Annotated in this window: 23 protein-coding genes; 8 read left to right on the plus strand and 15 right to left on the minus strand. The window is 72.2% G+C overall.

Going from position 1 to position 24,696, the window contains the following annotated elements; all coding sequences use genetic code 11:
* The first annotated feature begins 520 nt into the window (after positions 1-520).
* Positions 521-1,672, plus strand: a complete 1,152-nt coding sequence (locus IEZ10_RS22740) for a TerC/Alx family metal homeostasis membrane protein (RefSeq protein ID WP_229811540.1) — start codon at positions 521-523, stop codon at positions 1,670-1,672.
* 118 nt (positions 1,673-1,790) lie between these two features.
* On the opposite strand, the gene IEZ10_RS22745 is transcribed toward IEZ10_RS22740, so the two are convergent.
* The 6 genes from IEZ10_RS22745 to IEZ10_RS22770 all read right to left on the minus strand — a co-directional run bounded on the left by IEZ10_RS22745 (position 1,791) and on the right by IEZ10_RS22770 (position 8,406).
* Positions 1,791-2,432, minus strand: coding sequence for a bifunctional DNA primase/polymerase (locus IEZ10_RS22745; protein ID WP_189248546.1), 642 nt, complete (start codon positions 2,430-2,432; stop codon positions 1,791-1,793).
* 254 nt (positions 2,433-2,686) lie between these two features.
* Positions 2,687-3,673, minus strand: a complete 987-nt coding sequence (gene hemB / locus IEZ10_RS22750; RefSeq protein WP_189248547.1) for a porphobilinogen synthase — start codon at positions 3,671-3,673, stop codon at positions 2,687-2,689.
* 129 nt (positions 3,674-3,802) lie between these two features.
* A complete protein-coding gene (locus tag IEZ10_RS22755; RefSeq protein ID WP_189248548.1) occupies positions 3,803-5,383 on the minus strand; it encodes a bifunctional uroporphyrinogen-III C-methyltransferase/uroporphyrinogen-III synthase in 1,581 nt (526 codons plus the stop codon).
* On the minus strand, positions 5,380-6,330 hold the full coding sequence (hemC, locus tag IEZ10_RS22760; RefSeq protein WP_189248549.1) for a hydroxymethylbilane synthase: 951 nt from the start codon (positions 6,328-6,330) through the stop codon (positions 5,380-5,382). Before hemC ends, IEZ10_RS22755 begins: the two co-directional genes overlap by 4 nt.
* Complete coding sequence (locus IEZ10_RS22765) at positions 6,297-7,601, minus strand: glutamyl-tRNA reductase (protein ID WP_189248550.1); 1,305 nt, start codon at positions 7,599-7,601, stop codon at positions 6,297-6,299. Before IEZ10_RS22765 ends, hemC begins: the two co-directional genes overlap by 34 nt.
* 97 nt (positions 7,602-7,698) lie before the next feature.
* Entirely contained in the window at positions 7,699-8,406 is a 708-nt protein-coding gene (locus IEZ10_RS22770) for a redox-sensing transcriptional repressor Rex (protein ID WP_179820559.1), read from the minus strand.
* A gap of 415 nt (positions 8,407-8,821) precedes the next feature.
* Here IEZ10_RS22770 and IEZ10_RS22775 point away from each other — a divergent pair, with 415 nt between their 5' ends.
* Entirely contained in the window at positions 8,822-9,070 is a 249-nt protein-coding gene (locus IEZ10_RS22775; RefSeq protein WP_189248551.1) for a glutaredoxin family protein, read from the plus strand.
* A gap of 22 nt (positions 9,071-9,092) precedes the next feature.
* Here the strand turns inward: IEZ10_RS22775 and IEZ10_RS22780 are convergent, their stop codons facing one another.
* Positions 9,093-10,775: an antibiotic biosynthesis monooxygenase gene (locus tag IEZ10_RS22780; protein WP_189248552.1), complete on the minus strand. Its 1,683-nt coding sequence runs from the start codon at positions 10,773-10,775 to the stop codon at positions 9,093-9,095.
* A 201-nt stretch (positions 10,776-10,976) separates the two neighbouring features.
* Between IEZ10_RS22780 and IEZ10_RS22785 the strand changes: the two genes are divergently transcribed.
* From IEZ10_RS22785 to IEZ10_RS22795, 3 genes are all read left to right on the plus strand, one after another.
* A complete protein-coding gene (locus tag IEZ10_RS22785) occupies positions 10,977-11,618 on the plus strand; it encodes a sigma-70 family RNA polymerase sigma factor (RefSeq protein ID WP_189248553.1) in 642 nt (213 codons plus the stop codon).
* 153 nt (positions 11,619-11,771) lie between these two features.
* A complete protein-coding gene (locus IEZ10_RS22790; RefSeq protein ID WP_189248554.1) occupies positions 11,772-12,485 on the plus strand; it encodes a DUF5667 domain-containing protein in 714 nt (237 codons plus the stop codon).
* 141 nt (positions 12,486-12,626) lie between these two features.
* Complete coding sequence (locus IEZ10_RS22795) at positions 12,627-13,508, plus strand: HAD family hydrolase (RefSeq protein WP_189248555.1); 882 nt, start codon at positions 12,627-12,629, stop codon at positions 13,506-13,508.
* Between the two features lie 51 nt (positions 13,509-13,559).
* On the opposite strand, the gene IEZ10_RS22800 is transcribed toward IEZ10_RS22795, so the two are convergent.
* The 7 genes from IEZ10_RS22800 to proC all read right to left on the minus strand — a co-directional run bounded on the left by IEZ10_RS22800 (position 13,560) and on the right by proC (position 19,675).
* Entirely contained in the window at positions 13,560-14,411 is an 852-nt protein-coding gene (locus IEZ10_RS22800) for a lysophospholipid acyltransferase family protein (RefSeq protein WP_179820576.1), read from the minus strand.
* Complete coding sequence (locus tag IEZ10_RS22805) at positions 14,408-15,433, minus strand: NAD-dependent epimerase/dehydratase family protein (protein ID WP_189248556.1); 1,026 nt, start codon at positions 15,431-15,433, stop codon at positions 14,408-14,410. Before IEZ10_RS22805 ends, IEZ10_RS22800 begins: the two co-directional genes overlap by 4 nt.
* Before the next feature lie 23 nt (positions 15,434-15,456).
* Positions 15,457-15,555 carry a 30S ribosomal protein bS22 gene (locus IEZ10_RS22810; RefSeq protein ID WP_018654693.1) on the minus strand — a complete coding sequence of 33 codons (99 nt, stop codon included), beginning with the start codon at positions 15,553-15,555 and terminating at the stop codon, positions 15,457-15,459.
* Positions 15,556-15,821: 266 nt separating this feature from the next.
* A complete protein-coding gene (locus tag IEZ10_RS22815) occupies positions 15,822-16,025 on the minus strand; it encodes a helix-turn-helix domain-containing protein (protein WP_179820581.1) in 204 nt (67 codons plus the stop codon).
* 322 nt (positions 16,026-16,347) lie between these two features.
* On the minus strand, positions 16,348-17,196 hold the full coding sequence (locus IEZ10_RS22820; protein ID WP_189248557.1) for a phosphatase: 849 nt from the start codon (positions 17,194-17,196) through the stop codon (positions 16,348-16,350).
* Between the two features lie 101 nt (positions 17,197-17,297).
* Positions 17,298-18,461 carry an acetoin utilization protein AcuC gene (locus IEZ10_RS22825; RefSeq protein WP_189248558.1) on the minus strand — a complete coding sequence of 388 codons (1,164 nt, stop codon included), beginning with the start codon at positions 18,459-18,461 and terminating at the stop codon, positions 17,298-17,300.
* Positions 18,462-18,880: 419 nt separating this feature from the next.
* Positions 18,881-19,675, minus strand: a complete 795-nt coding sequence (gene proC, locus IEZ10_RS22830) for a pyrroline-5-carboxylate reductase (RefSeq protein ID WP_189248559.1) — start codon at positions 19,673-19,675, stop codon at positions 18,881-18,883.
* A gap of 159 nt (positions 19,676-19,834) precedes the next feature.
* Between proC and IEZ10_RS22835 the strand changes: the two genes are divergently transcribed.
* Complete coding sequence (locus IEZ10_RS22835) at positions 19,835-20,338, plus strand: hypothetical protein (protein WP_189248560.1); 504 nt, start codon at positions 19,835-19,837, stop codon at positions 20,336-20,338.
* Positions 20,339-20,426: 88 nt separating this feature from the next.
* Here the strand turns inward: IEZ10_RS22835 and IEZ10_RS22840 are convergent, their stop codons facing one another.
* A complete protein-coding gene (locus tag IEZ10_RS22840) occupies positions 20,427-21,902 on the minus strand; it encodes a CU044_5270 family protein (protein WP_189248561.1) in 1,476 nt (491 codons plus the stop codon).
* Between the two features lie 205 nt (positions 21,903-22,107).
* Here IEZ10_RS22840 and dnaK point away from each other — a divergent pair, with 205 nt between their 5' ends.
* Positions 22,108-23,991, plus strand: a complete 1,884-nt coding sequence (gene dnaK, locus IEZ10_RS22845) for a molecular chaperone DnaK (protein ID WP_189248562.1) — start codon at positions 22,108-22,110, stop codon at positions 23,989-23,991.
* Positions 23,992-24,019: 28 nt separating this feature from the next.
* On the plus strand, positions 24,020-24,661 hold the full coding sequence (grpE, locus tag IEZ10_RS22850) for a nucleotide exchange factor GrpE (protein ID WP_189248563.1): 642 nt from the start codon (positions 24,020-24,022) through the stop codon (positions 24,659-24,661).
* Positions 24,662-24,696: the final 35 nt, after the last annotated feature.

A 24,696-nucleotide genomic window follows, 5' to 3' on the forward strand; every position in this document is an offset into this window, starting at 1 on the left:
CCCGAGACCAGGCCGAAGGCCGGTCGGAACCAGACAGCAACCACAGCGCCGGCCGGAACACCCACCCACCGCAGCGCGCACAAACGACCGGCCCGGCAACCACCCACCCACCGCAGCGCGAACCACCGACCAGCCCGGCAACCACCCACCCACCGCAGCGCGCACAAACGACCGGCCCGGCAACCACCCACCCACCGCAGCGCGAACCACCGACCAGCCCGGCAACCACCGACCCACCCAAGAAGGGGAAACGCCCCAACGGGAAAAGCCCCGGCCCGCGCGACCCCAGGGGAAGCACCCACCGCGGCACGCCGGTGGATCCCCTGTGCACCGTGATTCGCCGGACGGACGTGCGTCGTCCCGGGTGGGTGCCCTACTCTGGGGTGGCGAGGGGAGTACTTCCCAAGAGCCGACCCGGTCAGTACGGACGTTCCACGACGTCCCCGGGCGGTCGCCCGCGTAAAGCGGGTGAAGGAGACCTCGAACGACCAAGCGCGTTCGAGGAGGTCCCATGCCCGTCATGTCCGCTGTACTCTCGATGCCCGCCGTTCATCCGCCACCCGTGGCGTTCCCGGCGGCCACCGTCTTCGAGACATCCACCGCACTCCCGGCTCCCGTCTTCGAGGCGTCCGCCGCGCTGCCGGCCGCCGCTCTCGGAGCATCCAGCGAGCCGTCCGGCGCCGGTGCGCTCTCGGCGGGCCTCCAGACGATCGGTTCCCCGCAGCTGTGGGGGATCAGCGTCGCCGTCCTCGTGTTGCTGCTGGCGCTGGATTTCGTGCTGACCCGGCGCCCGCACGAGGTGCGGATGCGTGAGGCCGTCGCCTGGTCCGTCTTCTACCTGGCGCTGCCGCTGCTCTTCGGGGTCTACCTCTGGATGGCTTTCGGCTCCGGACAGGCTGTGGAGTTCTTCACCGGCTACGTGGTGGAGAAGTCGCTGTCGGTGGACAACCTGTTCGTGTTCATGCTGTTGCTGGCCGCCTTCGCGGTCCCGACCGCGCTGGCCCAGCGGGTCCTGCTGTACGGCATCATCGGCGCCCTGGTGCTGCGGGCGATCTTCATCGCGCTCGGGGCCGCCGTCCTGCAGAGCGGCACGTGGGCGTTCCTGCTGTTCGGCGCGATCCTGATCTTCACCGCCGTGAAGATCATCCGGGAGGCGCTGAGCGACGAGGAGCAGCACGTCGACGTGTCGTCGATGCGGACGGTCCGCCTGGTGCGGCGCTTCATGCCGGTCACCGACGACTACCACGGCTCCCGGCTGGTCGTCCACGAGAACGGCCGCCGTGCCCTCACCCCGCTCGCGCTGGCCATCGTGGCCGTCTTCGCCACCGACATCGTCTTCGCCGTCGACTCGGTGCCGGCGGTGTACGGCGTGACCGAGGACCCCTTCATCGTCTTCGCCACGAACGCCTTCGCCCTGCTGGGCCTGCGCGCGCTCTACTTCGTGCTGCTGGGCGTCCTGGCGAAGCTGCGCCACCTCAACCACGGGCTCGGCGTCATCCTGGCCTTCATCGGGGTCAAGCTGGTCCTGCACTGGGCGCACGGCGTCTGGACGTGGGTGCCGGAGGTGCCCACCCCGCTCTCGCTGGGGGTCATCGTCGTGGTCCTGGCCGTCGTCACCCTCACCAGCGTCCACGCCAACCGCCGCGACGCCAGGGCCGCCGCCTCACAGTAGGCGCCGGACACGGAGCCGTACCGGGACCGGAACGACCGGTGCGGGACCGTACACGGGAAGGGACCGTACGGACTGCGGGACCGTACAGAGGAACGCGGCCGTACGGGGCGCGGGACCGTCAGTCGCAGACGTCGGCGAGGCGGTCGAGGACCTGGAGCGGGTCGGGCAGCGGGCGGCCGTCCGGGGAGCGCAGCCAGGAGACGGTCCGGCCGCCCGGGAGGGTGGAGGGCGGAGCGAGGACGTAGCTGTCGCGGCAGTGCCAGCGCAGTCCGGGCATCTCGTCGATCGTCGAGGGGCCGTAGTCGAGCGGGCAGGACCACCACTCGTCCTCGTCCTCGGCGACGTTGCGGGTGGCCACGAAGAAAAGGACCCGGTCGCCGCAGACGGCGACCGGGCCCGGGATGAATCCGCTGGACTCCATGGCGGTGAGGGCCGCGAGGCCCCCGGCGGCGGGTACGTCGAAGACGTCGAAGACACGCCCCGTGGGCAGGATCACGTTCGACTCGGGCTCGTTCCGCCACCAGTGGGACAGCTGGGCCGGGTCGGTGGTCGCCTGGATCTGCCAGGCCCGGGAGAGCGGGTGGGCGCCCGGGTCGGGACAGCCGACGCGGTCACAGGAACACGCGCGGGGGCCGGTGGGCATCGGCCGGGCCCCGGGACAGCTCGCCCAGCCCAGGGAGGCGTACTCCAGCACCGAACTGACCGTCTGCTTCGGATGAGCACGTCGTTTGCCGCGACGAGTCCGTGGTACCCCCACCATTGTGTCCTCCGTCTCCGCCATACTCGCACCCCCCGGATGAGGACATATCCGCATTCTGGTGAGCAAGAGAAGTCAGACAGCCAGGGTCTACACCACCTGGGACACATCCGCACCGGTTCTCGCACTCTAACGCACGCGCCCCACGACGAAGCGACAAACTCCCAGTTCTCACGATGTGCCGCTGGTCTCACCCGGCGTCACACCGGTTCCGCCGACGTCCGCGTGCCGCTCCCACCGGCCTCGCCGGGCGGGTCTCACCGGAGCTTGCGCGCCACTTCCGTCGCCCAGTAGGTGAGGATCGTGTCGGCCCCGGCCCGGCGGATCGCGGTGAGCGACTCCATGATGACGCGGTCGCGATCGATCCAGCCGTTCGCCGCGGCGGCCTCGACCATGGCGTACTCGCCGCTGACCTGATAGGCCGCCACCGGAACGTCCACCGTGTCGCGCACCTGGCGCAGGATGTCGAGGTAGGCGAGCGCGGGCTTGACCATCACGGCGTCGGCGCCCTCGGCGAGGTCGAGCCGCACCTCACGCAGCGCCTCGCCGACCGGACCGGCCGCGTCCTGCTGGTAGGCGCTGCGGTCGCCGAACTGCGGCGCGCACTCGGCCGCGTCGCGGAACGGCCCGTAGAAGGCCGAGGCGTACTTCACCGAGTAGGCCATGATCGGGACCTGCTGGAAGCCCTCGGCGTCGAGGGCCGTGCGGATCGCGGCGACCTGGCCGTCCATCATGCCGCTGGGCGCGATGAACTGCGATCCGGCGCGGGCCTGGGCCACCGCCGCGGCTGCGTAGCGCTCCAGGGTGGCGTCGTTGTCGACCTCGCCGTCGGGGGTCAGGATGCCGCAGTGGCCGTGGTCGGTGAACTCGTCCAGGCAGGTGTCGGTCATCACGACCATCGTGTCGCCGACCTCGGAGACCAGGTCGGCGACGGCCTTCTGGACGATCCCGTCGGGGTCATCGGCCGCCGAGCCCCGGGCGTCCTTCACCGCGGGGATGCCGAAGAGGATGAGGCCGCCGACGCCCGCCTCGGCCGCCTCGTGGACGGCCTTGCGCAGCGAGTCGCGGGTGTGCTGGAACACCCCCGGCATCGAGGCGATCGGGCTCGGCCGATCGATGCCCTCCTTGACGAACAGCGGCAGCACGAGCTCCGCCGGGTGCAGCCTGGTCCCCGCGACCATCCGCCGCATCGCCGGGGTACGGCGGAGCCGGCGGGGACGCGCGACCGGGAACTGGGCGGTCATGGGTCCTCCCTCTCCCCGGCCACAAGGATCGAGGAGCCGGGGGACACGTGTGGTTTCAGCCCGCTGGAAACGCGAAAGCCGCCGCGGACGCCCCGGTCTGCGGGCGGCGTTCGCGGCACGGTTTCCAGTCTATTTGGCGCGGCGCCGGGCTCCCCTCCGGGTCTGGGAGGGCCTGCGGGGGACGTCTCCGGCCCCGACGGCGGCCTGCCGCTGCTTGGCGCCGTACTCGGCCAGCGCGGCCGCCAGGGCCGACGTGGAGGGCCTGTCGGCCATGACGTCGACGCGCAGGCCGAACTCCTCGGCCGTCTTGGCGGTCTGCGGGCCGATCACCGCGATGACCGTGACGTTGTGCGGCTTGCCCGCGATGCCCACCAGGTTGCGCACGGTGCTCGACGAGGTGAACAGCACCGCGTCGAACCCGCCGCCCTTGATGGCCTCCCGGATCGGCGCGGGCGGCGGCGCCGCGCGGACGGTCCGGTAGGCGGTCACGTCGTCGCACTCCCAGCCGAGCTCGGTGAGCCCGGCCACCAGCGACTCGGTGGCGATGTCGGCGCGGGGCAGCAGCACGCGGTTGATCGGGTCGAGCATGGAGTCGTACGGCGGCCACTCGGCGAGCAGGCCCTCCGAGGACTGCTCCCCGGACGGCACCAGGTCGGGCTTGACGCCGAACGCCACGAGCGCCCTGGCGGTGGCCTCGCCGACCGCCGCGACCTTGAGCCCGGCGAACGCGCGGGCGTCCAGGCCGTACTCCTCGAACTTCTCGCGGACCGCCTTGACCGCGTTGGAGCTGGTGAACGCCACCCACTCGTAGCGGCCGGTGACCAGGCCCTTGATCGCCCGGTCCATCTGCTGCGGGGTGCGCGGCGGCTCGACGGAGATCGTGGGGACCTCCTCGGGCACGGCGCCGTAGGAGTGGAGCTGCTCGACCAGGGCGGCCGACTGCTCCTTGGTGCGCGGCACCAGCACCCGCCAGCCGAACAGCGGCTTGGTCTCGAACCACGACAGCCGGTCGCGCATGCCGACGGCCTCGCCGACCACGATCAGGGCCGGTTCGGTCACCCCGGCGTGCTTCAGGTCGGGGCCGATCCGGCCGAGGGTGCTCACCACGGTGTACTGCTCGGTGGTGGTGCCCGCGCCGCTGACGGCGACCGGGGTGGAGTCGGGGCGGCCGGCCGCGATGAGCGCCTTGGCGATCGGGACGGCCTCGGCGACGCCGTTGTAGATCACCAGGGTGCCGGCGCCGGCCGCGTGGGCGGACCAGTCCTCGACCTGGGTGGCGTCCACGACCCGGAACTCCGGCACCGACACCGCCGCGGGGATGCCCGCGTAGGTCAGCACCGCCGTGGCCGGGGGCACGCCCGGCACGATCTCGAAGTCCACCTCCGCCTTCGCGCAGGCCGTGACCTCCTCGGTGATCGAGGAGAAGAACATCGGGTCGCCGGCGCACAGGCGCACGACGCGGCGACCGTCCTTGGCCGCCGTGACGGCCCGCAGCGGGACGGCGCCCTCTTCGGCGGCGTCCACGACCTCGGTCTCCGGGCGGCAGTGACGCAGCAGCGCGCCGTAGGCCTCCCGGTCGAGCACGACGAGGTCGGCCTTCGAGAGCAGGTCGGCGCCGCGGAGCGTGAGCAGGCCCTCGTCACCGGGGCCGGCGCCCACGAAGGCGACGAAGCCCGCGGAACTCTCGAAGGCGGTACTTCCGGAGCTCAATGTGCTTGCTCCCCTATCAACGTGCCGGCCCCTTCGGCGATCATCTCGGAGGCGAGGTCGCGACCGAGGTTCGCGGACGCCGAAGGGTCTCCGGCGGTGGACTTGCGCACCGCGCGGCTGCCGTCCACGGCGACGACAGCGGCGGTAAGAATGAGTTGTTCCCCCTGGTGGGCGGAGTACGCACCGACCGGCGCGGCGCATCCCGCCTCCAGGGTGGCGAGCACGGTCCGCTCGGCGGTCACCGCGGCCCGGGTGGCGGCGTCGTCGAGCACGCCGAGGAACTCGATGAGGTCGGCCCGGTCGGACCGGCACTCCACGGCCAGCGCGCCCTGCCCGGGCGCGGGGAGCATCTCCTCGACCTCGAAGATCTGGGAGATCTCCGACTCGCGGCCCAGCCGGCCGAGCCCGGCGGCGGCCAGCACGACGCCGTGCAGCTCGCCGGAGGTCACCTTGCCGATCCGGGTCTCGGCGTTTCCCCTGATGGGGACGTATTCCAGATCGGGGCGAAGCAGCCGCAGCTGGGCGATCCTGCGGGGGGAGCCGGTGCCGATCTTCGCGCCGGGCGGGAGGTCGGCGAGCTTCGCCGTGCCGACCAGCGCGTCCCTGGGGTCGTCGCGCGGCGGGATGGCGGCGATGGTCACCCGCGGGTCCTGCGTGGTGGGCAGGTCCTTGAGCGAGTGGACCGCGAAGTCGATCTCGCCATCGATCAGCTTGTCGCGCAGCGCGCTGACGAAGACGCCTGTCCCGCCGAGCTGGGTGAGGTTGGCCTTGGACACGTCGCCGAAGGTGGTGACGCCGACGAGCTCGACGGGCCGGCCGGTCAGCGCGGTGAGCCGGTCGGCGACCAGGCCGGACTGGGTCGTCGCCATGAGGCTACGGCGCGTCCCCATCCTGAGCGGGGAGGAAACGTCGCTCACCTGCCCACCTCCTTCTCGACCTCTGCGCATCTCACTGCGGCGGGGACCTTCGGGTCCAGGTTGAACAGCTCGCGCAGCGCTTCGGCATAATGATCTCCCGCCGGGGACTGCGCGAGCTGCTTGACACGCACGGTGGGCTCGTGGAGCAGCTTGTCGACCACACGCCTGATCGTCTGGGTGACCTCGTCCCTGGCCCGCCCGTCGAGCTCCGGGAGCCGGGAGACGAGCCGTCCGAGCTCCGCCTCCACCACGTCGGCGGCCTTGCTGCGCAGCGCGACCACGGTCGGGGTGACCCGCGAGGCCCGCTCGGCCGACAGGTAGGCCGCGACCTCCTCGGCGACGATCTCCCGCACCGCGATGATCGCCTCGGCGCGCCCGCCGTCGTCGGTGTCGGCGTCGGCGGTGCCGTCCTGCATCGACTCCAGGTCGACGAGGGTGACGCCGGGAAGGTCCCGCACCGCGGGATCGACGTCCCGCGGCAGCGCGAGGTCCAGCAGGAACATCTCCCTGGCCGGGACCATGTCGGCGGTGATGACCAGGTCGGTGGCGCCGGTGCACGAGATCACCAGGTCGGCGCGGGCCAGCTCGGCCGCCAGCTCGCCGAACTCGGCGGCCCGGCCGCCGACCGCCTGCGCCAGCCGTACGGCGCGCTCGTGGGTGCGGTTGACCACCACGATGTCGGTGACGCCCGCCCGCTGCAGGGTCGCGGCCGACAGGGAGCTCATCGAGCCGGCTCCGACGACCAGCGCCGCGCGGTCCCCGATCGGGCCGAGCACCCGTCCGGCCAGGGTGAGGCCCACGCCCACCAGGGACGCGCCCGCCCGGTCGATGCCGGTCTCGGCGTGGGACCGCTTGCCCACCCGGAGCGCCTGCTGGACGAGGTCGTTGAGCGTCGTGCCGAGCGTGCCCTCCTCCTGGGCGAGCCGCAGGGCCGAGCGGACCTGCCCGAGGATCTGCCCCTCGCCCAGGACCATCGAGTCGAGCCCGGCGGCGACCGAGAACAGGTGCTCGACGGCACGGTCCTCGTAGTGCACGTACAGGTGGGCCGAGAGCTGGTCGAGCGGGACGCCGGAGTGGACGCCGAGCAGCTCCGACAGCCCGTTGACCGCGGTGTGGAACCGGTCGACGACGGCGTAGACCTCGACCCGGTTGCAGGTGGAGACCACCATCGCCTCGGCCACGGCGGGGTCGCGCTGGACGTCGTGAAGCAGCTTCACCAGCGCGTCACCCGTGACCGACACCCGTTCGAGCAGTGCCACGGGAGCCGTGCGGTGGCTCAGACCGACGACGAGAACACTCACCGGGTCTCGACCTCCCTCACCGGCCGGCGCCGGCCGGCCGCGGTGTCCGCGCCCGCCCGGGCGATGCCGTGCCTCCGGGGCCTTCCTGGTCCGCCGTTCACAAGTCCACCGCCTCGGGCCACTCCTCGGCCATCGCGGGTCCCCCACTCATCCGATCCGTCTTGCGCTGCTCGTGGAACGCGAGGATCTGAAGTTCAATTGATAGATCGACCTTACGGATATCGACGCCCTCGGGCACCGTGAGCACGACGGGGGCGAAGTTCAGGATGCTGGTGACCCCGGCGGCGATGACCCTGTCGGCCACCTGCTGGGCGGCCGCCGCCGGCGTCGCGAGCACCACGATCGACACTCCCCGCCGCCTGATGACGGCCTCCAGATCGTCGATGTGCTCCACATTCAATCCCGCGATGTGGTCGCCCACCACTTCGGGGTCGGCGTCGAAGAGGGCGGCGACCCGGAAGCCACGGGAAACGAACCCGCCGTAGTTGGCGAGCGCACGACCGAGGTTACCCACTCCGACGATGGCCACGGCCCAGTCCTGGGTGAGACCCAGCTCACGGGATATCTGGTAGATGAGGTACTCGACGTCGTATCCGACCCCGCGGGTGCCGTAGGAGCCCAGGTGCGACAGGTCCTTGCGGAGCTTGGCGGAGTTCACCCCGGCCGCCGACGCGAGGTCCTCGGAGCTCACCGTGGCCAGGCCCCTCTCGGACATGCCGTTGAGGGCTCGCAGGTAGAGCGGCAGCCGGGCGACGGTCGCCTCGGGGATGCCGCGTTCGCGAGCGTGGGACGGACGGCGGATCACGTGCCGGAGCTCCAGGGGGACAGGCGACCGGCGCGGCCGGAACGCGGCGGATGACGAGGTGAGGCCACTGTCTTTCAGGTTAGTCCCTTTGTGAAGCGATGCACAAAGTGAAACTTCACGCATCCGCGCTCGTGCGGCCCTGACGTCATCGGCGTCCCGGAAGGTCCCACGGTGTCCTTGCACGTCCTGTGGTATCCGGGTCCGGCGGACATTCCAGGCGTTTCCCCGGGGCGGCGCCTTCGGGTGTCCCGGGCGTTTCCCCGGGGCGGCCGCTCCAGGCATCCCGGGTGTTTCCCGGGAGCGGCCGCTCCAGGCATCCCGGGTGTTTCCCGGGGAGGCGTCTCCGGGCGCGCGGCGGGCGGGGGGGGGCACGCCGATCGCGGCACCGCCGTACGGCTCGGCTACGGTGGCTGCCATGGCACCGCAGGACCACCGCATCACCCTGCTCGGCAAGCCCGGCTGTCATCTGTGCGACGACGCCCGGACGGTGATCGAGCGGGTCGCCACGGAGCTGGGCGTCCCCTGGGAGGAGCGCGACATCACCGCCTCCGCCGAGGACCAGGCGAAGTACTGGGAGATGATCCCGGTCACACTGGTCGACGGCGTGCAGCACGACTTCTGGCGTGTCGACGAGACCAGGCTGCGCGCCGCGCTGACCTCCTGAGGGGCGGGCCGGCCCGCCCGGGCTAGAAGGACGTCGGCAGCGGGAGCACCTTGGCGGCGTTCACCCTGAGGTCGATCACGTTGGTGGCGAGCACCATGTTCTGTCGCTCGCTGACGAACCGTTCGACGTGCGGCTGGCGCTGGTGCTCGGCGTAGGCGACCTCGTCGCGGTAGATCTCGTAGATGATGCGCTGGAGCGGGGCCGACTTCACGGCGTGGCAGGCGTAGATCAGCGTGTCGGGCTCCGCGCCGCGGACGGCCTCGACCGTCTCCTCGGCCAGCCGGTCGAACATCTCGCCGGTGCCGTCGATCAGGGTGAAGACGGTCAGCAGCCCGAAGATGTTCGGCGAGGGCCGTCCGGCCCCGCCCGGCCGCCCTGCCGCCGCCCCGGGGTACATCGCGCCGGTCTCCGGCGGCTCGGGCGTCCGGCCGCGGCCGCCCGGGGCGCCCGGCACGCCCGGAGCACCCGGGACGCCCGGGATGCCCGGGACACCCGGGGACGGCTCGGCGGGGCGCCCGTGCCGGGTCTGCGGGGCGCCGAACGCCTGGTCCGCCGACATGGGCCGCAGCGGCGAGTCGGGGACGGCGAACTCTCCGGTGCTGGGGCCGCCGGAGTGCCTGCCGTACTCGTTCAGCGGCACGTTGTACTCGCCGGTGGAGGCGGACCGGTCGTCGGCCGGGCCGGCCTGCAGGTCGTGCCCGCCCGCGGCGGGCGGCATGCCGTACTCGCCCGCCATGAACATGCCGGTGGCCGGGCCGCCGAACGGGTCGTCCCCGGCGGGCCGGGGCGGCGTGGACCGGTTCCTGCGGCCCGCGTCCTCGAACTCCGGCTCACCCGCACGGTACTCGGCGACGAGGTCGCCGAGGCCGGAGCGGCGCGGGGACTCCTCGGCGAGGGCGCGCCGCCCCGCGACCTGGACGTCCGCGGGGGGCTGCCCGAAGGCCGCGCGGCGGCCCGCCGGCTCGCGCCCGCCGGCGGCGCCGCCCACCGGGGCCTCGTCGTACCCGCCCTCGTCCTCGTCCTCGTCGTCCTCGTACGGCGCGAGCGGGCGAAGCAGGCTGTACCAGACCGCGGCCGCGGCGACGCAGAGCAGCAGCGCGGTGAACATCCCCGGTACGGCGAAGCTCATCGCCCCCACGAGGGCCAGGCCGGTCGGGCCCAGCACGAGGAGGGCGTGCATGTTGTCGGCGTCGTACTCGTCGCCGCCCCTCCACCGCTTCACCGTCAGCGCGACGCCCGCCACCAGGACGAGCGCGGCCACGACGTGCACGGCCAGCAGCACGTAGGTCGGCGGCAGGCCCCAGTGGACGCTTCCGACCGGGAGGGAGCTGCCGAAGCTCTTCTCCTCCTCGACCCGGTCGACCGCCAGGATCACCGCGCCGACGATCGTGAACCCGGCGCCCACGAGCCAGGAGGCGAACCTGAGGCCGGCCCCGCGCACCAGCAGCTGGACGACCCCGACGGCCAGCCACAGCGGGGCCAGCAGGGAGCCGGTCAGCTGGTAGACGCGGAACGTGGCCGCTCCGAATCCCAGCAGGTGACCTGCGCCGATCACTCCGAGTGACACGCACAGCGCCGCCGTCGTGAGGCTCCAGGCGATCGCCCATCCCGTGGGCTCGCTGCGGAACCGGCCGATGAGGGCGGCGGTGGCGACGGCCGCGAGGAGCGATCCGGCGAATGCGATGACAGCGACGAGGACTTCCATGGTGCCCCCATGCTGCCGGACATCGGCCCCCTACCGGTAGCCGGGCGACCGAACGGCCCGATACGGCGGCCGGACCGGCCCCGGGACCGCGACACCGAGTGATTACCGTAAGTCATGAATTGGCGTTTGGATTGTGGAATCACCCGTTTGATTCCTAGAGTGAGCGGGCACGCCGCACCCTCTCCCCCACAGGGATACCGGATGCCAGACACGTGGCCGCTCGCCGGGCACCTCCCCACCGCCGTCGGGACGGCCCCCGCCCGCGGCGACGAGCCCGCCACGCGCACGGACGCCGTGGAGGAGCTCCGCGAGCTCGTCCTGCGGGCCAAGACCGGGGACACGGACGCGTTCGGCGCGCTCTACGACCGCTACCTCGATCTGGTGTACCGCTACGTCTACTTCCGGGTCGGCTCCCATCCGCTGGCCGAGGACCTCACCAGCGAGACCTTCCTCCGCGCGCTGCGCCGGATCGCCGACTTCACCTGGCAGGGCCGCGACTTCGGGGCCTGGCTCGTGACCATCGCCAGGAACCTGATCGCCGACCACTTCAAGTCCGGCAGGTACCGGCTGGAGGTCTCGACCGCCGAGGTCATCGACACCCCGCTCGACGGCCCGCACATCCCGGAGAACGCCGTCGTCACCGCCATGGTCAGCGACCGGGTGCTCAGCGCGGTCCGCGACCTGGGACCCGAGCAGCAGGAGTGCGTGGTCCTGCGGTTCCTGCACGGCATGTCGCTGGCGGAGACCGCACTGATCATGGGGAAGAAGAGCGGGGCCATCAAGGCGCTGCAGTTCCGCGCGATCCGGGCGCTCGCCCGCGCGCTGCCGTCGGACCTCGGCTGAACCGCGTGTGGCGGCGCGAGGCCCGGCGGAGCCCCGCGAGGCCCCCGTGAGGGCGCGCGAAGCCCGGTACGTGCGGCGCGTAACCCGCCGCGCCGGGCCGTCGTTAGGCAGGTGACACGATGCGTCACGGATCTGGGGCGGCAGGGAGCGTTCATGGGTAAGTGGCCGCCGGGCACCTCGCGCGGGTCCCGGGCACGCGCCCGGAGCCACGTCACGAGGCTCGGCACCCGGATGGGCGGGGCCCCCCGGCCGGAGTTCCGCGCGGGGCTGCGCGAGCGCCTGGCGAACGCCGCCCGGGAGGACCTCGCCGGGGCCGACGAGCCCGCGGAACCGGCCGTCCCGGCGCGCCGCGCCCGGCACCGGCGGCGCGGGCGGCGGGGCGTCCGGGTGCGGTGCCCGCGCCCGGGGCCGCTCTACCGGCTCGTGAGCGCGGGGCTGGTGGCGGTGATGCTGGCGGCGGGCCTGGCCACCTACCGGTCGATGCCCGGGGAGACGCTCTACCCGCTCAAGCGGGCCGCCGAGAGCACGCTGTTCCACCTGAGCGCCGGTGAGGCCGAGCGGGCCGACCGCTCCTTCGGCTACGCCGAGACCCGCGCCCACGAGGTCGAGGAGCTCCTCGGCTCCTCCCGGCGGGAGAAGCGCCTGATCCGGCAGACCCTCAAGGATATGGAGGACACCACCCGCTCGGCGGTCTCCTCCCTCACCCGGGTGCGCCGCCGCGACGTCCGCAACTCCCGCCAGCTCAAGCGCTTCGTCCAGAAGCAGCGGAACCAGATCGAGGGCATGCTCCCCAAACTGGACGTCGAGGATCAGCGCCGGGCCAACGGCTATCTCCACTACATCATCCAACTGGCTCCCCCCGGCTGACGGGCCGTCGCGGGACCCGTTCGGAGCCGCCGCGGGGGACGGCCACCGGGCCGCCGGAGGCCCGCCCGCCCGCCGTACGTCGCCTCACGGCCACGCGTTGTATACCGGTTTAACCCGCCTGCTCCGGTTAAGCTGAGGGCTATGAGGCGGCTACTGCGAGACCGGGGTGGGGCGGGGACGGCCGGAGAGGTGGCAGCCGGAGAGGTGGCGGCCGCCGCGGCGGTCGCGCTGCCGATGGTCGAGCCCGACCCGACCGCCGCCGCCTTCTTCGACGTGGACAACACGATGATGCGCGGCGCGTCCATTTACTACTTCGCCCGCGGCCTGGCCTCGCGCGGCCTGTTCACCACCCGCGACCTGCTGAGGTTCGCGTTCGGCCAGACGGTCTTCCGGGTCCGCGGCGGCGAGAACCCCGAGCACATCGCCGAGGCCAGGGAGGCCGCGCTGGCGTTCGTGGCGGGCAACAAGGTCGAGGACATCGTCCGGCTGGGCGAGGAGATCTACGACGAGGTGATGGCCGACCGCATCTGGGCCGGCACCCGCGCCCTGGCCCAGAGCCACCTCGACGCCGGCCAGCGGGTCTGGCTGGTCACCGCGACCCCGGTGGAGCTCGCCCGGGTGATCGCCCAGCGCCTCGGCCTGACCGGCGCCCTCGGCACCGTGGCGGAGACCAGCGACGGCGTCTACACCGGCCGCCTGGTCGGCGACCTGCTCCACGGCCCCGCCAAGGCGGAGGCCGTGCGCGCGCTGGCCCGCCGGGAGGGCCTCGACCTAAGCCGCTGCTCGGCCTACAGCGACTCGGCCAACGACCTGCCGCTGCTGTCCATCGTCGGCAACGCCACCGCGATCAACCCCGACGCCGAGCTGCGCGACCACGCCCGGCAGAACCAGTGGGCGATCAAGGACTTCCGCACCGGCCGCAAGGCCACCATGATCGGCCTGCCCATCGCCGCGGGCGTGGGGGCGCTGGCCGGGGGCGTGGCGGCCGCCATCGCGCTGCGCCGCCTCCACCGCGCCCGCTGACCTCCGTACGGCCGCGGCCCGCCCCGCCGGACGGCTCGCCGGGAGGCCGGGTCAGAAGAACGGCGGGAAGGCGTGGCCCCGCCGCAGCCGCAGCTCGTTGAGCTGCTGCTGGATGATCTCGCGGATCTGGTCGGTGAGGTGGAAGACCACCATGGGGTCGTCGGCGTCGGCGGGGTCGAACTCGTCGGTCCTGACCGGCTCGCCGAACCCGATCACCCACTTGGACGGCAGCGGCACCGCGCCGAGCGGTCCCAGCCAGGGGAACAGCGGGGTGACGGGGAGGTACGGCAGGCCGAGCGCCCTGGCCAGCAGGCGCAGATCACCGATCTTGGGGTAGATCTCCTCCGCCCCCACGATGGCGCAGGGCACGATCGGCGTCTGGGCGCGGATCGCCGAGGCGACGAACCCGCCGCGGCCGAACCGCTGCAACCGGTACCGCTCGGAGAACGGCTTGCCGACGCCCTTGAACCCCTCGGGGAAGACCCCGACCAGCTCGCCCTTGCGCAGCAGGCGGTCGGCGTCCTCCCGGCAGGCCAGGGTGTGACCGGACTTGCGGGCCAGGTGGCCCAGCAGCGGGAGCCGGTAGACCAGGTCGGCGCCGAGGAGCCGGAGCGCACGGCGCGCGGGGTGGTGGTCGTGCAGGGCCACCTGGAGCATGAGCCCGTCCAGCGGGATGGTGCCCGAGTGGTTGGCCACGACAAGGGCGCCGGAGTCGGCCGGCACGTGCTCCATGCCGGTGGTCTCGACGCGGAACCAGTCGCGGTACAGCGGGCGGACCAGCTCCAGCAGCACCTTGTCGGTGAGCTCGGGGTCGAAGCCGAACTCGTCGACCTCGTACTCGCCCGTGACGCGGCGGCGCAGGAGGGCCAGCAGCTCGGCGACACGCCGGTCGACGTCGCTCATCGGGTCACCGTCCGGGTCAGCAGGTCCATCACGGCCACGGGCAGGCCGCCGGCGATGTCCCGGGCCCGGAGGAAGTCGTCGAAGGCCGCGGCGGTCGAGAACGCCGGCCGCCGGCCGAGGGCCGCGGCCAGCGCGGTGGTGTCGACGACCCGGCCGTGGCGCATCAGGCGGAGCTGCTCGGGGGAGAAGTCGACCAGGCCGGCGCCGCGGGCGAGCTCGCCCATGAGCTGGAAGGCCGAGGAGGGCACCGGGACCGTGACCAGGCCGGCCCGGCGGGCGCACTGCGACAGCAGGAGCACACCGTCCCCGGCCACGTTGAACGTGCCGGGGTGGTCCTCGGTGGCCGTCCGTCTGAGCACCTCGACCGCGTCGTCCTCGTGGACGAACTGCAGCCGGGGATCGAAGCCGAGCACCGTCGGCAGGACGGGCTGGGTGAAGTACCGGGTCAGCGGCGAGTCGACGCCGGGCCCCATGAAGTTGGCGAACCTGAGGGTGGTGACGGTCACGTCACGGCGCCGCCGGGTGAACCCGCGGACGTAACCCTCGACCTCGCAGGCGTCCTTGGCGTAGCCGTGCGCCGGCGGCTCGGCCGGTTCGGCGTCCTCGGTGAAGACCGCCGGGTCACGCGGAGAGGAACCGTAGACGGCCGTGGTCGAGCGCACGACGAGACGGCGGACCGTGGCGGACCGCTGGCAGGCACCGAGCAACTGCATGGTGCCTATGACGTTCTGCTCTTTCATGAGCGCCCGGCCGCCGCTCCGGGGGGGAGCGCTCACCAGACTCATGTGGACCACCGTGTCGACGTCGGCGGCCGAGATCACCTTGGCGATGTCCGGGCCGCGCGGGTCCACGCGGACGAACTCCGTCCGGCCGAGGGGGACGCCGCCATCACCTGACAGCGAGGGCGGCGGCGCCGTGTCCACTCCGATGACCCGGTCGATCTCCGGGTCGGCCGCGAGAACGCTCGCCACCCGGGCGCCGATGTGGCGCGAGACCCCGGTGACGAGCACGGTGTGGGTCATCGACGCCTCGCAGATCCGCTTCGCTACTTCTTGTTACGCCGCTGGATGCGGGTCTTCTTGAGAAGCTTGCGGTGCTTCTTCTTCGCCATGCGCTTGCGGCGCTTCTTGATCACAGAGCCCACGGGACCCCCAGGTAGCTGGTAGCCGAGATTGTCAAACCGGTGCGCGAACAACACACCGGCTCAACAGACTACCGGCGATCCACGGTAGATCGGCCCTGGGGGATGCCCGGGGGATGTTTTGGGAACTCACGGCGCCGCCGCACGCGCCGCTACCTCTTCCTGCTCCGTCGTCACCGGCCGGATCCGGGGACCGGCGACCGGCCGGTCGCCCCTTCCGTACGGCCTGCGGCCGGTGTCCCCCGGCCGGTACCGGGGAGCTCACCGCCTCAACCCGCCTCGATGTAGGCGTCCCTCAGATAGTCGTGAACCGCCTGCTCCGGCACCCGGAAGGATCGGCCGACCCTGATGGCCGGCAGCTCGCCCGAATGCACGAGTCGGTAAACGGTCATCTTGGACACCCTCATGACTGTGGCCACCTCGGCCACGGTCAGGAACTTCACCTCACTGAGAGGTCTTTCGCCTGCAGCCATCGGACGCCTCTTCCGCACGTGTTTCCGGGTTATCCCCACTGGTGCCATTGCTCACGCACGTGTACTGCCGTCAGCGTAAGTCGGGACTCGGAGTGCGCAAACCCCCTACTTTTTCAGCCTCTGCAGTCCCACGTCAGCGAAATGGAGAAAATCGCTGGCCAGCAGCCGGACCGTGCCCCTCGCCTAGATCTTGGAACGGACCAACTGTCTCCTATTAGAGTCGCCCACAATCTCCAAAAAGTTGACAAACGGTCGTCGAGGCGGGCGGAATGCAGGCGCGAAAAGCCGGTATAGGGACGTCCGCAACGACGCCCCCCGCGCCTCACAGGGCCCGCACGACCCTCTCGACCAAGTACTTCGTAAGCGGATCGTAATGCCTTGGTAGCACATTGTCATCGAGCGGTACGGTGACAGCGATCTTGCCTTCCGCCTCCCCGACGAAGAGGGCGGGATCGTTGCTGTCGGCGAACCCGACCGTGAGGAGACCCGCCTCGCCGGCCGCGCCGGCCCAGCCGTGGTCGGCGATCACCAGGTCCGGCCGGCCGTCACCGGGCCCCGCGAGCTCCGCGAGCCGGCCGAGCATGGCCTGCATCGGGGCCGGGTCGTGGGTGTGCACGAAGGCGCCCCGGTCGTCCAGCATGGCCACGTCGTCCATGTACCGGATCCTGCGCTTGCGGCCGTACCCGGAGCCCCAGTAGGACCAGCCCTCGGCCGGGCTCATCATGATCGCGCCGTGCCGGCGCAGCAGCCGGGCCAGGGCGAGATGGACGGTGAGCAGGCCCGTGGGGTGGCCCGTGGCCATCAGGACCCGCGGGGCCCCGCGGCGCAGCACTCCGGCGATCGTGTCGCCCATCGCCTCCACCGCGGCGATCGTCAGGTCCGGGTCGATGGTGTCCTGGCCCTCCCGGTGCCCCGGGTCGGCCACCACCCCGGCGGACCGGGCCATCAGCTCCAGAACGTCCCGGTAGGCCCAGCGGCCCCGCAGGGTCAGCCCGAACAGGTGGTAGGGGTCGCGGTTGGCCAGCGACCGGTAGTGGTCGAGGTTGTTCTCCCGGCTGGTCGCCACGTCACCGGCGATCCGGGTGCGGACGAGGTGGTCACGGAGGGCCGTACGGTCCGGTGGAGGCGCGGAAGGACCCGGCGGGGTCGCGGAAGGGTCCGGTGCGGTCATGAGGGAGTCCGGCTGGGTCGCGGGAGAGTCGGGTGAGGTCTCGGAAGGGTCCGGCCGGGTCTCGGGAGAGCCCGGTGAGGCGGCGGACGGGCCCGGCCGGCTCACGGGAGGGGGTCCAGTCCGTGGAGGGGGAAGACGGCCTTCCTGGTCGCCATGACGGCCCGGTCGATCGGGTCCGCCGGGTCGTATCCGGCGGAGAAGTCGGCGAACTCCGGTTTCCTGCCGTCTGTCAGCGTCAGCGGCGCCGTCTGGCCCGTCCGCTCCTTGGTCATCCTGCGCCACTCCGGCGGGGTCGCGGTGGCCGGGTCGAGCGGGCGGCCCGCGACCTCGGATATCAGGTGGGTCCAGGCCCGGGGCACGACCTGCACCAGCTCGTAGCCCCCGCCCCCGGTGACGACCCAGCGCCCGCCCGCGGTCTCGTGGGCCAGCTCGTGCAGCGCGGCGTAGGCGGCGCGCTGGCCGTCCAGGCTGAGCATCAGGTGGGCCAGCGGGTCCAGCGCGTGGCTGTCGCAGCCGTGCTGGGTGACCAGGATCTCGGGGGCGAACTCCCGCAGCAGCGGCGGCACCACCGCGTGGAAGGCCCGCAGCCATCCGCCGTCACCGCATCCGGCCGGCAGCGCCACGTTGACCGCGGTGCCCTCCGCGCCGGTCTCCCCGGGGAAGCCCGTGCCGGGGAAGAGGGTCTGCGGGCTCTCGTGCAGGCTGACGGTCAGGACCCTGGGATCGTCGTAGAACGCCGCCTGGACGCCGTCGCCGTGGTGGACGTCCACGTCGACGTAGGCGACCCTCGTCGCACCCTGGGCGAGCAGCCAGGCGATCGCCACCGCCGGGTCGTTGTACACGCAGAACCCGCTCGCGGCGGAGGGCATCGCGTGGTGCAGGCCCCCCGCCACGTTCACCGCGTGCTCGGCCTCGCCGGTCCAGACCGCGCGGGCGGCGGCCAGGCTGGCGCCGGTGATCAGCGCGGACGCCTCGTGCACCCCGGTGAAGGCCGGGTTGTCCTCGGTGCCGAGCCCGTGGAACAGATCGGGCCGCCCGGTCGCGGACACCCGCCTGACGGCCTCGATGTAGTCGCGCGTGTGGACCAGTGCCAGCTCGTCGTCGGTGGCGGGCGCGCAGCCGGTCACCTCCACCGCGTCCAGCACGCCCAGCTCCCGCGCCAGGGCCATGGTCAGCTCCACCCGGACGGGCGCGAGCGGGTGACCCGGTCCGAAGTCGTAGGAGGTGAGGGCGTCGTCCCAGACGACCCGCACGGAACGGCTCACGGGTCCTCCTTCGCCGGCCTGGTGTGCGGGCCGCCGCGTTCCCCGGCCCGCCCCCCGCTCTCGCTCACGGGCTGCTCGCACACGGGCTCTCCCCCGCCGGGCGCGACGACGCCGCGCCCTCCCGGGGTCCCCCCGCTCCGGCCGACGCTACCGCACCCGGGCACGCGAGGGCCGGTGCGGGGGCTCCGGAGGAGCGAGCGCTTTTCATCTAAGCGAAATATCCATATTTATTCGCCTCAACACGCCGACCACCGCGAAGCCACGGCGAGAGCGCCCGCCGTACGGCCGGGCGGACGCCGTACGGCCGGGCGGACGCCGTACGGCCGGGCGGACGCCGTACGGCCGGGGCACCCGGGCGGGGTACGGCGGGGTTCCGGCCGACCGGCGGCTGACCGGTCGGCGGGTACGGCGGGCGCCGGTCAGCCGGCGGCGAGCTGGCGGCTGCGGTCGCGGGCGGCCTCGATCGCCGCCAGGAAGGCGGCCCGGACGCTGTGGCGCTCCAGCTCGGCGATGGCCGAGATGGTGGTGCCACCCGGGGAGGTGACCGCCTCGCGCAGGATCACCGGGTGCTCCCCGGAGTCGCGCAGCATGATGGCCGCCCCGACGACCGACTGGACGACCATGTCCAGGGCCGCGGCGCGGGGCATGCCGAGCAGGATGCCCGCGTCGACCATGGCCTCGACGAGATAGAAGAAGTAGGCCGGGCCGCTGCCGGACAGCGCGGTCGCGGCGTCCTGCTGCGACTCGGGGATGCGCAGCACCTTGCCGACCGGCCGCAGCAGGTTCTCGGTGCGCTCCAGGTGCGCCTCGGAGGCGTGGGCGCCCGCGGAGATCACGCTCATCGCCTCATCCACCAGCACCGGCGTGTTGGACATCACCCGGACCACCGGGATCTCGCCGCCCAGCCGCGACTCCACGAAGGAGGTGGTGATGCCCGCCGCCGCGGTGACCACCAGGCGGTCGCCCGGGACGTGCGGGGCGATCTCCGTCAGCAGGGAGGCCATGTCCTGGGGCTTGACCGCGAGGATCAGCGTGTCGGCCGTCTTGGCGGCCTCCGTGTTGGAGACCACCTGCACGCCGTACCGCTCCCTGAGGTCCGCGGCGCGCTCGGCGCGGCGCGCGGTGGCCAGCACCTCGCCCGGCCTCGCACCGGCCCGGAGCAGCCCGGACAGCAGGGCCTCGCCCATCTTGCCGGTTCCCAGAATCGCGATCATTTCGGCGCACCTCGCGTGAGAGGACCATCGGGAGAAGTGAATCCCCAGCCTAAGGGGTCCACCCACGTGACACCGGGCGGCGTTCGCCCTCCGGTCACCCGGCGCGGCGGGACGCGCGGTTTCCCTGAACCGGTCCGCCGTCCGGGACGTTGTAGGGGTATGCGGACGATCGCGACCTCTCTCCTGGCTGGAAGCCTGCTGCTGGCCGTGGCCTGCGGCGCCGAGCACGGTGGCACCGCGGCCTCGGTCACCACGACCGCCCCGGCGGGGCACGGCACCGGAACGGCCACCGGCCCCTCGCAGCCGGTCTCGCACACCGTGCCGCCCGTGGCGCCCCGCACCGAGCCCACGCACGGCACCCCCAAGCCGGTGAGGCCCGAGGGCCACACCGTCAACCCCCGCAAGACCAGATGGCTCACCGCCAAGCCGTCCAAGGACGGCCGGAGCCTGCGGGTCGTCTGGTGGTCGGGGGTGGAGCCCTGCACCGTCCTCGACCGGGTGAGCGTCAGGGAGACGGCCCGGCGGGTGACCGTCACCCTCTGGGAGGGCCCGAGCGGCAAGGCGCAGAACGTCGCCTGCATCGACATCGCCATCAAGAAGGTGACGACCGTCAAGCTCAAGTCCCCCCTGGGCAAGCGCAAGGTGGTCGACGGGGCGCGCTGACGCGAGGCCGCCTCCGGGAGGGCCCGCAAGGCACACCGGTCCCACCGGACCCGGGCCGCTCCCGGAGAGCCGCGCGGGCGCGCCGGCTTCACCCGACCGAGCCCTCCTTGCATCCCTCGGGCCGCTCGGGCCGCTCGCCGGTCCATCCCTGCTCGGTGTAGGCCGCGTAGCCGATCACCGTGCCGGCGGTCACGCCCTCGGCGTCCCGGACGACGGTGGAGCGCTCGCCGGTCATCTCGCCCGTGACGGGATCGAGGACGATCTGGTAGTCGATGGGGACCATGGCGTCGCCTATCTCGGTCTCGCCGGTCTCGTCGGCGTTGATCCGCACCGCGACCCCCGGGCGGCCGAGCGGGTCGGTGATCTCGCCGGCCACCCGGGTCCCGGGAAGGCCGGCGAGGACCCGCAGCGCCGCCGCCCGCAGACCGGGCGGACTCGGCAGGTTCAGCAGCGAGACCGCGGAGAAGGACCAGTTCTGCTCCTGCGACGGGCTCCGGTTCTCCCTGCTGATCGCCTTGAACCGTTCGAGCAGCGTCCCGGCGTCCCTGGGCAGCGCCTCCAGGTCGGCGAAGGTCAGCTCGGTCATCCTGCGGTCGTAGAGGATCCCCTTCGGGTCGACCTGCCAGGAGTAGGTGCACCCCACCGGTTTCGGCGTGCAGCCCGGCTCCCCGGCGCACTCCGCGATCGGGCCGCCACGCCGCAGGGCGTCCTTGGGACCTTGACTGCGCGGGGCGCCCTGCTCCCGCCAGGTGGCCACGTCTTCAGAGGCGGCAGGACGGCCCTCCATCCTGTCGAGGCGGGTGAAAGCGGGGTCGCGGGGGTCGCGGGGCGACCACGAGTCCAGCTCGGTGGTGAAGAGCACCATGTAGCGGGCGGATCCGTCCCCCCACCGGGTGAATGAACCGGCGACGGACCTGCGCCGCCAGTACGCCCCCGGGGTCTCCGCGGGCAGCGCCTCGGCCCTGACGGCGATGTCCAGCAGTGCCTGGCGGCCGTCCGGCGCGGACACCGCCGTCGCGGGGCCGTCCGCGGACCCGCCTCCGGCCCCGACCCCGGCCGTGACGGCCAGGATGACCGCGGCCGTCGCGGCGGCGGTGGCGGCGGTCCACGCCCACGGCCGGGGGCGGAGACGCGCGCGGTGCCGTGCCGGCCGGGCCGTCTCCGCGTCCTCGTGGCCCTCCGCGTGGCCGCCGTGGTGACCGGCGGTGTCGCGTACGGCGGTGCGGGCGAGCGCCTTCCAGCGGCGGATCTCATTCCGCCGGTGTTTGGCGAGCAGATTGGTGGCTATGCCGTAGAGCCAGGGGCGGATCTCCCCCCGCGCCGCGTCGAAGCGGCGGCGGTCGCGGAAGGCGCGGAGGAAGGTCTCGGCCGCGAGGTCGTCGGCGGCGTGGACGTCCAGGCGGCGGGCGACGTAGCGGTGGATCTCGGTGAAGTGGTCATCGAAGATCCGGTCGAAGTCGAGGACCGGCGGGCTCCCGTCGGCCTCGAAGCCGGTCCTGGAGCCGGGCTCGGGATCAGGCGCGTAGCCGGGCTCGGGGCCGGGCGCGGAGCGGGGAGCGATCATGCTCCGTCCCGTGGGACGGGGCGGTGGGGAGCGGACACGGGGGTTCCTTCGTTGGGAGAGGGGGATCGCCCGTTCTTCCCCGGAGGGCGGGAATGCTTTCACGCGCCGGAAGGTTGAGTGACATAGGCTCAAGTCGTTTGACAAACGTCACTCGAAGCTCCAATATGAGCCTGACCGACTCAACTTTGACTACAAGGACGTACTCATGGCACGTGCGGTAGGTATCGACCTGGGGACGACCAACTCCGTCGTCTCGATCCTCGAGGGCGGTGAGCCCACCGTCATCGCCAACGCGCAGGGCTCTCGGACCACGCCGTCCGTGGTCGCCTTCGCGAAGAACGGCGAGGTCCTCGTCGGCGAGGTCGCCAAGCGGCAGGCCGTCACCAACGTGGACCGGACGATCCGCTCGGTCAAGCGCGAGATAGGCACCGACTGGAACCAGGAGATCGACGGCAAGAAGTTCTCCCCCCAGCAGATCAGCGCCTTCGTCCTGCAGAAGCTCAAGCAGGACGCCGAGGCCTACCTGGGCGAGAAGATCACCGACGCCGTGATCACCGTTCCCGCCTACTTCAACGACGCCCAGCGCCAGGCCACCAAGGAGGCCGGGCAGATCGCGGGCCTGAACGTCCTGCGCATCATCAACGAGCCGACCGCCGCGGCGCTCGCCTACGGCCTCGACAAGGACCAGGACCAGACGATCCTGGTCTTCGACCTCGGCGGCGGCACCTTCGACGTGTCCCTGCTCGACGTCGGCCAGGAGGACGGCCACGGCTTCGTCGAGGTCAAGGCCACCAGCGGCGACAACCACCTCGGTGGTGACGACTGGGACCAGCGCGTCGTGGACGAGCTGGTCAACCGTTTCAAGAACGCCCACGGCGTCGACCTGTCCAAGGACAAGATGGCCCTCCAGCGTCTGCGTGAGGCGGCGGAGAAGGCCAAGATCGAGCTGTCCAGCCAGTCCGAGACCAGCATCAACCTGCCCTACATCACGGCCTCCGCCGAGGGCCCGCTGCACCTGGACGAGAAGCTCACCCGCGCCGAGTTCCAGCGGCTCACCGCCGACCTGCTGGAGCGCTGCAAGGGCCCGTTCCACCAGGTGATCAAGGACGCCGGCATCAAGGTCTCCGACATCGCGCACGTCGTGCTCGTCGGCGGCTCGACCCGCATGCCCGCCGTCACCGAGCTCGTCAAGGAGCTGACCGGCGGCAAGGAGCCCAACAAGGGCGTGAACCCGGACGAGGTCGTCGCCATCGGCGCCGCCCTGCAGGCCGGTGTGCTCAAGGGTGAGGTCAAGGACGTCCTGCTGCTCGACGTGACCCCGCTGTCGCTGGGCATCGAGACCAAGGGCGGCATCTTCACCAAGATCATCGAGCGCAACACCACGATCCCGACCAAGCGCTCCGAGGTCTTCACCACGGCCGAGGACAACCAGCCGTCGGTGCAGATCCAGGTGTACCAGGGCGAGCGTGAGATCGCGGCGTACAACAAGAAGCTGGCCACCTTCGAGCTGACCGGCATCGCCCCGGCGCCGCGCGGCATCCCGCAGATCGAGGTCACCTTCGACATCGACGCCAACGGCATCGTGAACGTCTCCGCCAAGGACCTCGGCACCGGCAAGGAGCAGACGATGACGATCACCGGCGGCTCCGCGCTGCCGAAGGACGACATCGCGCGCATGATGCGCGAGGCCGAGTCCTACGCCGAGGAGGACAAGCGGCGCCGCGAGGAGGCCGAGACCCGCAACAACGCGGACTCGCTCGTCTACCAGACCGAGAAGTTCCTCAGCGAGAACTCCGACAAGGTCCCGGACGACGTCAAGACCGAGGTCAACGACTCCGTCGCCGAGCTGAAGAAGGCTCTGGAGGGCACCGACACGGCCGCGATCCGGACCGCCGCCGAGAAGCTCGCCACGGTCAGCCAGAAGATGGGCTCGGCCATCTACGCCCAGTCGCAGGGCTCCGAGGCGGCCGGTGCCGCCGCCGGCGCCGGTGCGGGTGCCGAGGGCGCGGCCGGCCAGAAGGCCGACGAGGACGTGGTCGAGGCCGAGATCGTGGACGAAGAGCCCAAGCGCGACAACGGCGCCAAGTGACGAGCCGTGATCCGAGGGGAGCGTGAGCGTGAACACGCGTGAGAACGGTTCCGGGGAGGAGCCGGTGATCCGCGACAACCGGAAGATCGATCCGGAGACCGGAGAGGCGCGCAGCCAGGCCGAGCGGGAGCAGGCCGAGTGGGCGGCGCAGGAGGCTGGGCAGGCTGGGGAGGCCGGCCAGGCCGCCTCCGCCGCCGGCCTGGCCGCGGCCGAGCTGGCCGCCCAGCTCGCCGAGCGCACCGCCGACCTCCAGCGTCTCCAGGCCGAGTACGCCAACTACCGCAAGCGGGTCGATCGCGACCGGGCCATGGTCAAGGAGCAGGCGGTGGCCGGCGTGCTGTCCGAGCTGCTGCCGGTCCTCGACGACATCGGCCGGGCCCGCGACCACGGGGAGCTCACCGGCGGCTTCGCCAAGGTGAGCGAGTCGCTGGAGGCGGTTGCCGGGAAGCTGGGACTGAGTGCCTTCGGCGCCAAGGGCGAGCCGTTCGACCCGACGGTGCACGAGGCGCTGATGCACAGCTACTCCCCCGACGTCACCGAGCCGACCTGCGTGGAGATCCTGCAGCCGGGCTACCGGATCGGCGAGCGCGTGCTGCGGCCCGCCCGGGTCGCGGTGGCCGAACCCGAGGAGCCCTCCGCCGGCGACACGGCCGACGCGGGCGACAACTGAACACACCCCCATTCCATTTGATCGGAAAAGGAAAG

Origin of the sequence: Streptosporangium pseudovulgare (genome assembly GCF_014648055.1) — a bacterium.
Lineage (GTDB): Bacteria > Actinomycetota > Actinomycetes > Streptosporangiales > Streptosporangiaceae > Streptosporangium > Streptosporangium pseudovulgare.